At 47.7% G+C, this 12,122-nt stretch carries 10 protein-coding genes; all 10 read right to left on the bottom strand.

Features of this window, described 5'->3' with window-relative positions:
- Positions 1 to 56: 56 nt before the first annotated feature.
- The gene (locus AC4E8D_RS01110) at positions 57 to 506 is read right to left on the bottom strand and encodes a hypothetical protein (protein ID WP_221822321.1); all 450 of its coding nucleotides are present in this window, start codon (positions 504 to 506) and stop codon (positions 57 to 59) included.
- 309 nt (positions 507 to 815) lie between these two features.
- Positions 816 to 2,069 carry a mechanosensitive ion channel family protein gene (locus tag AC4E8D_RS01105; RefSeq protein WP_221822323.1) on the bottom strand — a complete coding sequence of 418 codons (1,254 nt, stop codon included), beginning with the start codon at positions 2,067 to 2,069 and terminating at the stop codon, positions 816 to 818.
- A gap of 148 nt (positions 2,070 to 2,217) precedes the next feature.
- The gene (locus tag AC4E8D_RS01100) at positions 2,218 to 2,859 is read right to left on the bottom strand and encodes a polysaccharide deacetylase family protein (RefSeq protein WP_221822325.1); all 642 of its coding nucleotides are present in this window, start codon (positions 2,857 to 2,859) and stop codon (positions 2,218 to 2,220) included.
- A 183-nt stretch (positions 2,860 to 3,042) separates the two neighbouring features.
- A complete protein-coding gene (locus AC4E8D_RS01095; RefSeq protein WP_221822327.1) occupies positions 3,043 to 3,918 on the bottom strand; it encodes a carbohydrate ABC transporter permease in 876 nt (291 codons plus the stop codon).
- A gap of 15 nt (positions 3,919 to 3,933) precedes the next feature.
- Positions 3,934 to 4,803, bottom strand: coding sequence for a carbohydrate ABC transporter permease (locus AC4E8D_RS01090; RefSeq protein ID WP_076210184.1), 870 nt, complete (start codon positions 4,801 to 4,803; stop codon positions 3,934 to 3,936).
- 146 nt (positions 4,804 to 4,949) lie between these two features.
- Positions 4,950 to 6,263: an extracellular solute-binding protein gene (locus tag AC4E8D_RS01085; protein WP_221822329.1), complete on the bottom strand. Its 1,314-nt coding sequence runs from the start codon at positions 6,261 to 6,263 to the stop codon at positions 4,950 to 4,952.
- Between the two features lie 173 nt (positions 6,264 to 6,436).
- Positions 6,437 to 8,185, bottom strand: coding sequence for a response regulator (locus AC4E8D_RS01080; protein WP_490205747.1), 1,749 nt, complete (start codon positions 8,183 to 8,185; stop codon positions 6,437 to 6,439).
- Positions 8,161 to 10,242: a cache domain-containing sensor histidine kinase gene (locus AC4E8D_RS01075; RefSeq protein ID WP_490205746.1), complete on the bottom strand. Its 2,082-nt coding sequence runs from the start codon at positions 10,240 to 10,242 to the stop codon at positions 8,161 to 8,163. Before AC4E8D_RS01075 ends, AC4E8D_RS01080 begins: the two co-directional genes overlap by 25 nt.
- Before the next feature lie 633 nt (positions 10,243 to 10,875).
- Positions 10,876 to 11,238, bottom strand: a complete 363-nt coding sequence (locus AC4E8D_RS01070; RefSeq protein WP_490205745.1) for a hypothetical protein — start codon at positions 11,236 to 11,238, stop codon at positions 10,876 to 10,878.
- 107 nt (positions 11,239 to 11,345) lie between these two features.
- Entirely contained in the window at positions 11,346 to 12,053 is a 708-nt protein-coding gene (locus AC4E8D_RS01065; protein ID WP_490205744.1) for a uracil-DNA glycosylase, read from the bottom strand.
- Positions 12,054 to 12,122: the final 69 nt, after the last annotated feature.

Below are 12,122 nucleotides of genomic sequence, written 5' to 3'. Positions count from 1 at the left end.
GAGACGGAAGCATTAAAGTCTATGATACCTAACGTTGTTTTACTCTCACGAGCTGGTCACGGCACCCAGACATCCCTTTTATAAAAGGTTACGCTGTAAGCATCGGTATCGCTGTATCGTCCATCTTTGCTTACCACTTTAAAATATACATTATTGTAGTCGACAAGAACGGTATCCGCTCCTGACGTATTCGTAGAAGAAGCAACCAAATTTCCAGCGCTGTCATAGGCGTACAAATCGTAATCATAGCCGGAAGGAGAACCAAGCACGACCGATTTGCCATGCCCTCTGAATGTAAAGTAGTCTACATCTGTCGGGGAAGATAGATAAGACCAAGCACTTCCACCCCAGTATGCCGGACCGTAGGGAGTGGCCACCGTTTGCGTTGGGATTTTATACGCGCTGCTCAAAGTGTCATTCGACTCGTAATTATCCGCCAAGGCCGTACCCACAATCGATCCTGATAAAAGCGTCATCATAATAACAGAATACAATGTTTTCTTCATTTCATTCTCCCTCCATTTCTTTTGAAAAGTTAGCACGCCAAAGAGACTCCATGCTTTTCCCTAGTTCATAGACACACCTGATCAGAAAAAGCTCCAAATCACCCCTTTCAAAATATGGAATTAATTATAATATAATGAAAAATATATGTATTGTCCACTTATATTTACAGTATCTCTGTTTTTCTAACTGCATTTGAACACGATTCCAGAACTGTGACGTGTTCTCACCCATGGCCGAATTGGAGGTGCATCCAAACGTAAAAAAGACCACCAATATGGTGGCCGTCACATCTATTTTGATAAATCTTCTTAATACTCTCGCGCATATTGCTTATCCTCTTTCAGCTGCACAATGTCATGTCCGGTTGGATTCTGGAAGGCCCGTAGTCCAAATGTTGACGCCACCGCGAAGATATGGTCAAAGATATCCGCCTGAACGTTCTCATATACACCCCAGTTGATATCATTGCTGAATGCATAGATTTCCAGAGGCAGCCCGCGATCTTCCGGTGCTAATTGTCGCACAATCATCGTCATATCTTTATTGATTTTTGGATGATTCCTCAAATATTGATGGATATATTCCCGGAATACACCGACGTTTGTCAGTTGTCTGCCATTCACGTTGCTTTCGGTATTCACCTGGTGCTCCATGTTGTAAGCCTGAATTTCTTTCAATTTCGCCGTGACATAATCAGTCAGGTAGTGGATTTTCTCAAATTCAGCCACCATCTCTTCCGTACAAAAACGGATACTGCTGATATCAATATAGATACTCCGCTTAATCCTTCTGCCACCGGACACCTGCATCCCTCTCCAGTTACGGAACGAATCCGAAATGAGGGCGTAGCTTGGAATCATCGTAATCGTTTTATCAAAATTCATAACCTTTACCGTATTCAAAGTAATGTCGATGACGTCACCGTCCGCATTATACTTTGGCATCTCGATCCAGTCACCAACACGCACCATATCGTTCGACGATAGCTGTACACCAGCCACGAGGCCCAAGATCGAGTCTTTGAATACCAGCATTAATACTGCCGATAACGCCCCCAGTCCACTGAGGATAATGAGCGGGTTCTGTCCGATCAGGCTGGAGATGACGATAATGCCCCCGATAATGAACAGGACAATCTTGGCTACCTGAATGTAACTCTTGATTGGGCGAATCTTCGACACCTCATAGGTACGATAGATATCATCGAACACATTCAGCAGAGCATTCAGAACCGTAATCATGATGACAATCATGTAGGTCATTGCTGATTTTTCAATTATGGCCTGATAGGGCGAGAAAATATAAGCAGAATAATAGATTATAATGGCTGGTACAAGATGCGACAGTTTCTGAAATAAATTTTTTTGAACCACAATATGGCCCCACTTGAAACGGTTGTTACTTACGATACGATGAACCGTCTTCAGTACCACTCGCTTAGCAATCACATTTGCCAATATCGAGATCACTGCTATAAAAATAATCATAATGATGTTTGAAAGATAACCAATGGAGGGTCCACTCATGCCGAGTTCTTCTAGTTGATTTCTGATAAAGTCCATTGTTTCCTCCTGACATAATCTAGTTTAGCCTATTATTATAAAGTAGTTTGAGAGGGCAAGCAAAGTTTGATCTCCCGCTCCGTTCTTCCTATGCATTATATATATTAAAAAAGGACCCTGTCATTCAAAGAATGATGGGCCCACTTGATTATGTCGTCTTTGCATCATGCTCACTAGAAATGTCTAACAGCTCACTCACCGTCACCATACGGTACCCTTCCGTGACCAGTTCCTCCACCAGCACACGAACCGCCTCCACCGTCTGGGAACGATCCCCGTACCCGTCATGAAATATGAGCACGCTACCAGGTTTCACCGCAGACCGGGTGTGCTCCAGAATGTGCTCAACACCGGGATTGTCCCAATCCCTCGCATCACCGTTCACCGCACCAATCGTGCGATATCCACGCTCCGCTGCCAGAGACAATATATCATCGTTTACGCCAAAATACGGCGGTCGGAAGCTGCGGGCAGGTTGCCCCGTAACTTCTTGAACAAGATTTTCTGCGCGTTGTAGCTCCTCCCCGGCTTCCTCCAGCGTCAACTTGGTCAGATCCGGATGCGTGTACGTATGGTTAGCGATCTCATGCCCTTCCCGGTGCACCTCCGCCGCAATCTCCGGGTGGTTCTCCATCTCTTGGCCAATCATGAAAAACGTCGCCCGCCCACCCGCACGGCGGAATATCTCAAGCACTTGAGGTGTATACACCGGATGTGGCCCATCATCAAACGTGAACGCCACAACTTTTTCCCGAACAGACTCCTGCACTACCATCGCGGTATTGACCATAAATAATGACCCCTCTCTGCAACTGCCTGGCTACTTACCCCCTTATTATTCCATGTCCACAGGCTCCGGTCTAGTCCAGAGATCACTCCTTGCGAAGTCCCGAATCAAGCCGATATCCACCAGAAAGAGAGTACAGTGAGTGAGCAGCAAGCCCCTTCTTACGCTCCCCAGTCCAGCCTCCAGCTAACCTTTGATCGCACCTGCGATCATACTCTTCTGCACCTGTTTGTTCAGCAACAGATAGATGACCACCGTTGGCACCGTCGTAATCATCAGTCCAGCACCAATGATACCCCATTGCGTAATGTACGTTCCCACCATCGACATCATGCCCACCGTCAACGTCTGGTAAGCCGTGTTATTGATAAACGTAACTGCAAACATCAGCTCATTCCAGCAGGACAGAAATGTGAAGATCGCTACAGTTGATATGGCCGGACGCACAAGTGGCAGGATAATGGAGAAAAACGTCCGGTATACGCCGCAGCCGTCGATAACCGCCGACTCTTCCATCTCTCTTGGGATACCTTTGAAAAAGCTACCCAGAATGAATACCGCCATCGGAATGCCAAATGCCACATAAGGAATGATCAGAGACCAGTAGCTGTTGAGCAGGCTCAGATTCTTCAAAATAATAAACAATGGCAGCAACGCCGCATGAATCGGCACCATCATGCCCAGCAAAATAATCGTCATCGTCAACCCGCTAAGCTTCCAATTCATTCTCGTGATTGCGTATCCCGTCATGGAGGACAGGATCAGTACCAAGACAATGGAGGCCGCAGTAACCAGCACACTATTCATAAAATAGGTCAGCACATGGCCGTCGGACATTGCTTTGGTGTAGTTGCTCCACAGAAACGCTTTGGGCAACCCGGCTACATCACCGCTGAAAATCTCACTGTTATCCTTCAGGGAAAACAGTGCCAGCCAGATGAGCGGGTAGATCTGCACAATCGCGACGAGGATCAGAAACGCTTGCAGGAACACTTTCCCGATCGGTCCGGAGATGGACCTCGGCTTGGGCTTTTTTTTCAACATGACTTCTACGGTACTCATGCCTTTTGCCTCCCTCTACTCCGTTTTGAACAATGAATTAATGAGGATCGTACAGACCAGACACTCCACAATGATAAAGACCGAGATTGCACTGCCATATCCGTACCGGAACGTATCAAAAATGGTAGCGTACATCAGCGTGCTCGGCACTTCAGTGGTGTAGAACGGCCCGCCTCCAGTCAGCACATAGATCAAGTCAAACACCTTGAATGCGCCGATGACCGAAAAAACAAGGCTTACCTTCAGTATTGGCTTCATCAGCGGGATCATGATGGACCACGCCGTGCGAATACGGGAAGCACCATCCATTCGGGCAGCTTCGAGTACGTCCTGAGACACGGACTTCGCTCCTGCATACATCAGCAGCATGTGATACCCTACGTACTGCCACAAGGTCGGAATAAACGATGCCGCCAGCGCGGTGTCCTTCTGCCCCAGCCAGTCCTGTGCCAGGCTGGATAAGCCGATACTTTGCAGCAGCACATTCAGCAGGCCGTAATCGGCATTGTAGATTTTTGACCACAACTGGGCAATAACCACCGTTGAGATCAACACCGGGATAAAATACACGGTCCGGTAGAAACCTTCCCCCTTGACATTGGACGCCAGAATTAGTGCGAGCACCAGCGAGATCGGCAGTTGAATGAACACCGAAGCACCCGCGAATAACAGGGAGTTCTTGATCGAATTCAGCACACGGGTATCCTTAAACATCTCTACATAGTTGTCCAGACCAATAAATGTACCCCTGCCTACGCCGTTCCAGTCCAGCAGACTGTAATAACTGGAGACAAAGATTGGAATGAGCACAATGCCACAGAACAGAATCAGGGTGGGCAGTACAAAGACAGCTATCGTGCCTTTATTGGAAAATACAGAGTTCATTGTTGTTCTCCTCTCAAAGGCGTGACCGGATATTCCGGACCACGCCTTGTTTGGGTTCATCTTCATTGTTAACAGGCTTCAGCTTGGCAAGCTCACGAGCGTACACATGTAAGGATTACGGTTGCGCACATATTAACCTGCGCGACCTACAGGCTCAGCTCTGTTGGTTTGAGCTGTGCCATCTGTTTGCAGAACTCCTCCGGTGTTACATCGCCGGCAAGCAGCTGGGCAATCAGGTTTTTGTGCGCTTCGGCAGACTCCGCTGGCAGAATGTTATCCCACCACGCAATGAATGAGGTCGCCGTTTTCATAATATCTGCCGCAGACAGATCAAGGGAGGACAGGCTGGACGTGTCGAGTGCATCTGTTTTCCAGCTTGGCAGACCCGCTCCAGCCAGGAAACCTTGTGTACCAAGTTGCTCGCTCAAATACATGAGGAATTCCACGGCTTCCTTCGAATGTTTGGTATTCTGGTTGATGTAGAAACCATCGACGGCTCCGCCGAAGATTTCGGTACTTGTGCCTTTGCCATCTTCAAATACCGGGAATGGAATCACTTTCACTTTGCCTTTGACTGCGGAGGACGGGTCCTCAATTCCTGCATTTACCCAGTTGGCCTGGAACATCATTGCCCCGTTGCCTGCATTAAATGCCCCAAGCATCTCGTCATAGCTCATGCTGAACATACTGCTGTTGAACGCCCCTGCTTGCGCAAGCTGCTGCATTTTGGTCGCGGCGGCTACAAAGTCGGGCGAATCCCATTTCGACGGATCTTTAAAGGCTTCCATCACCGCAGCATTGCCTGCCTGACGCATCGCAATAACGTCGTACCAGTACATGCCCGGCCAGCGGTCCTTTTCCCCAATCACAGCCGGGGTGATCCCCGCCGCTTTCAGCTTGGAGACTGCATCCAGCAGTTCGTTATAGGTGGTCGGAATCTTGGCACCCGCCTGCTCGAACAGTTCCGTATTCACGTAAAGGTTGGCGATATGTGTGTACACGGGCAATGTGTAGATTTTGCCGTCCATATTGATCGCCTCAGCCATACCCGGACCCATTCGTTCTTTGATATCGTCCGTCAGGTAACTTGAGATTTCCAGTACATTGCCGGATTTAATATATGGCTGCATAAAGCTGCCACCACCCATGCCGTAGAACAGGTCTGGCGCTTCACCAGCTGCAATCGATGTTTTGACTTTGGTTTTGTACTGTTCTCCTGTCGTGCCCGTACGTTCAACCTGGATGTCCGGATGCTCGCTGTTCCATTTCTCAACAATCTCGGGCAGCAGTTTGGCCGAAGGATCGGTATTGCCGACCGATTGATCCCATAGCGTCAGCTTAATCTTGCCATCGCTCTCCCCCTGTGTACCACCGGACGAACCGGATGAACATGCCGCCAGACTGCTTACAATTCCCAGAGTCAGAATTAGACTTGCTGATTTTTTTAATAGCGCTTTCATCTCTATGGACCTCCCTATGTGTTTTAGTTGGTTCTAGCCCATATTTTAGGCGAACCGTGCGTTGTTCTCCATTTAGAAAACAGGCATCGATTTGTAATATTCGAGCATATGTGAAATCGGAAGTGAGGGTGCGCTCACACCTTCTCTACACTCCCGGGTTTACATCTCGTTTTTCAGGTTTTTACATTCCGATATTCGTTCATGGACCGACCGATATGTTTTTTAAACAAGACGCTGAAATAATGTGGGTCCGGGATGCCTACCTGTTGCCCGATCTCATACCCCTTTAAATCGGTCTGCTTCAGCAACGTTTCGGCCTTTCTCATACGAAGCTGCGTCATATATTCCACAAACGTCTGCCCGGTCTCTTTTTTCATCAGCCGCCCCAGATGGCCCGAACTTACGTAAAAAGCAGCCGCGGTGCTGGAAAGCCCCACTTCCGCATTGCCCATGTTCTCTTCAAGATAAGCCATCACCCGGTCGATCAGATTGCCTTCTTTGGCCTGTCGCTTAGCTTGTATGGCATCCGATACCGTGCGGACATGCTGCTCCAGCATGCTTTTTAGTTCAGGCAGATGACCTGCTGTAAAAATGGCCGCAACGGCCTCTTTGTTCAATGCGTGTTCTCCCTCAAGTTGCTGCTCTATGGCAGCACGCTGGCACTCCGTAACCACATCCATGGCAGCCATCCGAAACTGTGAAACGTCCGAGAACGGCACAGACAGCATACGCTCCAGCAACAATACGGCTTCTTCCCCCGCACCAACACTGACGTAAAATTGCAGTTGTTGGAGCAGCTGAGCATCCGAGTGGTAGGGCCTCTTACCGCCTTCGATGACCAGATCCTCGAAGCAAATAACCTGATTTTTCCCCACAAACGCCTGATAATCGAGTGCACGACAAGCTTCCCGGTATCCCACACAGGCCCTTCCCCATCCTGATTGCCATTGCCCAATCCCTACGGTCACATCAACTTCACACCCTTCGAGCTTAAGTGTATGTTGAAGTTCTTCCTGAAGCTGCTGTACCTGAACGGCAAATTCCGTATCCGCACCAAGCGAGAGTACAACTATCCGGTTATGTGGGTCCATGACGATAATGGTTTGCGAATCCTGCGGATAAAATGCCTGCACCTGCTTCATGCCTACCATTCGCAGCAGAATATGTATTTCCTCGGCAGTATGTGGATGACCTTCTGTCTGATGCTGGCTTAATTGGGACTGACCGTGTTGTTGTTGAGGCCCTCGTTGTGCTTGGTGTGTTTGGTGATATGATTCGGACAGATGTGGATATACCTCTGGTGCAGCTATCTTAGCTTGCGGTACAGCAACCTCCACCTCCATTACTGCGATGCGTGATCCTGGTTCACCAGACGAGATAGGAATACCGAAGAAACGCGCCTTCTCTTGTAGTTCATCCTCAGGTATCACGTTACTTAACCATTGATTTACAAACCTCTCCCTGAGATAAGGCAAGCTCTGCTTCATCTCCTCCCGCAGCTTCATCAGCTCGTACTCACGCCCCATCTCCTGCTCGATTGCCACTCGTAGCTTCGTCGTAACCTGTAATAATTCAGAAGCACGGATGGGTTTCAAAATAAAATCGGATATGCCCAGCTTCACACTCTGACGAGCATATTCAAATTCATCATGTCCCGTCACTACCACGATTTTTATGTTTGGGTAACGCTCCATGAGGATGCCGCTCAGTTCAATGCCGTCCATCTTGGGCATGTATATGTCCGTGAACACAATGTCTGGACGCAACAGCTCAACCTGATTCAAAGCCTCTTCAGCATCGGAGGCCTCACCAATGATGCTCATGCCTTGCTGCTCCCAATCGATACGCATGCGCAGCAGATTTCGGATGAGGTACTCATCATCCACAATCAATACCTTTAATGGTTCCACAGTGAATTCCATGATTCATCGGCTCCCTTCGGGATCGTTATGATAATGGTGGTTCCTTTTCCAACCTCGCTCTGCAGCTTAAGTCCATCTTCTCTGTCATAAAAAATCCGAAGCCGCTCCATCGTCCCCCATAAGCCAAAGCTTGGATTGTATTTAGCGTTATAGGTAGGATTAGAAGTATCAGAAGAGTTAGAAGAGTTAGATGGGTTAGATGGGTTAGATGGGTTAGATGGGTTAGATGAGTTCGAGCGATTAGACCTGTTCATTTCTGTGCGTTGAACCTGTTGTACTTCTTCCTCGGACATGCCGACTCCGTCGTCAGTGATCGTTAGAAGTACTCTCTCTTTGGATCGACGAGCTTGAATACGTATCGTGCCTGGGCTGCCTTTGGGACGAATACCATGATAAAGAGAATTTTCCACCAGCGGCTGGAGTACAAGCTTGGGAATCATCACTCGTTCACAGTCTGAATCGATATCGTACTGCACCTCAAATACACCGGGATATCGCACCTGCTGGATCGTCAGATAATTGCGTACAATCTCAACCTCCTCGTGCAGCGTAATCAGTTCGCGCCCTTTGCTGACACTCAGCCGATAGTAACTTCCAAGCGCTTCTAACAGCTCACATACCTTATCGTTCATGCCGGACATCGCCAGGGAGGTAATGGAATCAAGTGTGTTATATAGAAAATGCGGCTTGATCTGCGCCTGAAGTGTATTCAGTTCTGCTCGGCGGATCGTCTGCTGCTCCTGAATGATGCGTTTCAGCATCTGGTCAATCTGCTCAATCATCTGGTTGTATCCTCCATATAGCTGTGCGAACTCGTAACTGTTCAGCTCAACCGTCACTTTGCGGAAGTTGCCACTTGGCGCTTTCTGCATGGAACGAAGCAGCTTGTGAATCGGCTTAATGACGCTGCGGGAGATGATAAACGAACTGACGAAAAAGACAGTCCCGTTCACCGCCAGTAGGATCAATGCAAGCAGCACCATGGATTTATTACGGGTATCCGTAGCCCGGTATGGACTCATGCTGATGAATTTCCACTGATCATCACCAGCCGAACGATACGTCACAGCATATTCCTGACCACCCGATTGCAAGGTGATGAAGCCGGAGGATTGCTCTTGAAATGTTTGTTTTAACTTGGCCTGATTGGCCTCTAACATCTCGTGCATCCCTTCCTGTCCAGAAGCCGCTGACATGGGTTCGTCGGATACAGCAGGCACGGCCTTCTTTCCATCGGTTACGTTCGTTGCGATCACCCGCTGATGCTCATCCAGGATGGCCACCTGAAATGAATCCGGTGCAGACAGGTTGGCATAGGCTTGAGCAATGGATTTTCCCTTGATGTTCATGACCAGAAATCCAAGTGGAGACGTATCATCCAAATCTCGAATGAGGCGAATAAACGAGACCACCTCTTGCCGATCATTCTCCCCCGTTGCCGAGACTCCGCTGTCGTTGTTGCCACCATTCAGCCTGAGCAGATATCTTCCGTTATGTTTCAGTGCCTGTTCGTACCAAGGCGCTTCCTTCACATTCGCTTCCATAAACGTGGGCCATTCCTGTGTACCAACCGAGAATCGGTGCCCCGAATTATCGTAAATATATACTGAATCGATAATTGGAACCGCTTGCATAAGATTAGTCAAATACGCGCTGACCTTGGACTGTGTTTGTAAATTGGAGTACACATTGCCCTGCCGCAGCAGGTTCTGCAAGTTGGGATCGGAGAAAATCATTTTCGAATAATTGTTCACGTTCTCGATCATCAGATTAACGTTGGTCTCAATAGATGTAATTGTCTGCAATGATGCTTCATTGATCTTTCGCTGCGTATCATTTTCCGAGATACGACTCAGTACCAACGCACTGAACGCCACCGTTAGCAGAATAATGATAAAGTAGGCAAATGGGATTTTAAAAGCGAGTGTCTTGGGCTTGCGTTGAATATACTCTTTGAAACGGGGAGTCCAATTCTTCTTCATTGCACTGGTGTTTGCTTTTGTATTTGCGTTTACTTCTGCATCGGTCTCAACATCTGATTGAGCTGTTGCTTTCACTTCTATTTTTCATCTCCTTCTGTTGTTGCTCCTGCATCTGTTGTTGTATCTTTTGCTCTGTGTTTCACTGTGACCCTCCCTTGGTTCCGATGTGTGATGGGTTTATCCGATGTGATCGGATGACCTATTGTGATATCCACCACTCTCTCGGATTTTATACAATTGTATATTATAGAACTGTGCATGGAGGAGGCTCAACTCTTTTTATCGCATACGGATGGCTTGACTGAGTGAAGTAGAATGAGGCTTTGGAAAGACGATTGCTGTGAACGCTGTGGGTGAGGCCCCGTAATTGGAGCCGCAAGGAGTACTGCCTTATAAAATGTTGGAGGTACAGATAATAAGTTGTGGGTTTGTGCCGGATGGAGAGTGAGGCGAGGGAGAGGCGGAGGGTCTGATTACACAAAAACGATGATAAACGTCTACCTTGATATGCGCATACTTTTGAGCAAGATTACAATATCTACGGGCATAATCTTACTACTTACAGAGTGTTGATCGAGTGGTTAAGGGTGGTAAATCCAATTATCGTTTTCTCGTATGATGAATTTAAGTGTAGAAAGTGTCGGGGGCAAACCGCCCTCGGGCAGGACAAGTACAGAGTCCGTTATGGTAAGAAACAGCGAATAGTGATCAAAGCGAGAATTCGGTAACGCCTTTTTTGGAGGCATATTTCAACGTGTAGTTTCCTTCTGTGCCATATGGCATCGTAGCGATTTGGATGCGGGTGTAATCCAGCCGACTCTCTCTCAGCACTTTTTTAATTAGCGCTATGCTCCGATCTTCGTCCGTTACCACACAGAAAATGTTCATTACATATTCCTTTAGATCAGCCACACGGCTACCCATATCACATCCATCCACCTCTCCCAACTCCGCCTGGGTCAGAACAGTTTCCAGATATTCCATTACCTTTTCCTTCAACCAATGATCTCGTTTGCTGCCCTGCGCGCTCTTCAGCGGATATTGCACCACAAGCCAGTATTTTTCACTCATTTAGCTTCACCAACCAATCTTTATATGATAGGGCATTACGTTATGTGCGGGCACTTGAACAATAAGGATGCATATGTCAGCCTTACATTCCTCCAGTTCAAAACGGGCTAGATAATTGACCTTACTGCTTTTTGGAATTGTACTGCCCTTCCATTTGCAGGATGAGGAACATGGTGATGTTTAATGAGATGTGAGCTTAACGTGTCTGCTGACTTTCTGCCAATAGCCACGATCTGAGCATCAGGATTCAGTTGCATAAGCTGTCTGGCAAATACCACACCATCCTCCAACTCTGCCAAAGTCGGCGTTCGATTCGTCATCCTGTTTTCAGAAGATTGATAAGGATGAAAGGGATAGATGTTCCAAAATATAAAGTCCGTTGGTTTCCACATTGAACTGGATAACACTTCGCCCCATATGATGGATGCTGTCGGTTCTGCGAATCCATACAGTGCCTGACTCCGGTTAGGTTTGGCGATATTGGGCAGGCTTGTTCGAACACCCGGCTCGCCTGAAAAAATCATCTGGTGATTCACCAGTGAGTGATTCCCGGTAACCATTCGCTCGGACGTCAAAGGTACGCCGGAGAACCTCGCCCCTTGATATCCCACAGCTTCAGCTATAAAAATGTACCGAGCCTTGGACATTCTTGGTTCCAAATACCTGACCAAATGTTCAGAACGAATCTTTACCGCTTCGGGGCCGATATCATAACCCATCACATAATCTCTCCAAGGATTAATCACATTTACTGGCGAGACATATGCTTGTACCCCTGCAACAAACTCGTGGCTCTGTTGCTGTGTTTGGCTCATGCTTTTTTGCCTCCTTTGGGAGATTACAGAGTATATCGGGCTTGCATCAGCTTATTTTACAAATATTAT

The organism is Paenibacillus sp. SRL342, from assembly GCF_984798905.1.
Note: the sequence above shows the minus strand (reverse complement) of the source record. Positions and strands in the feature narration are given on the sequence as shown.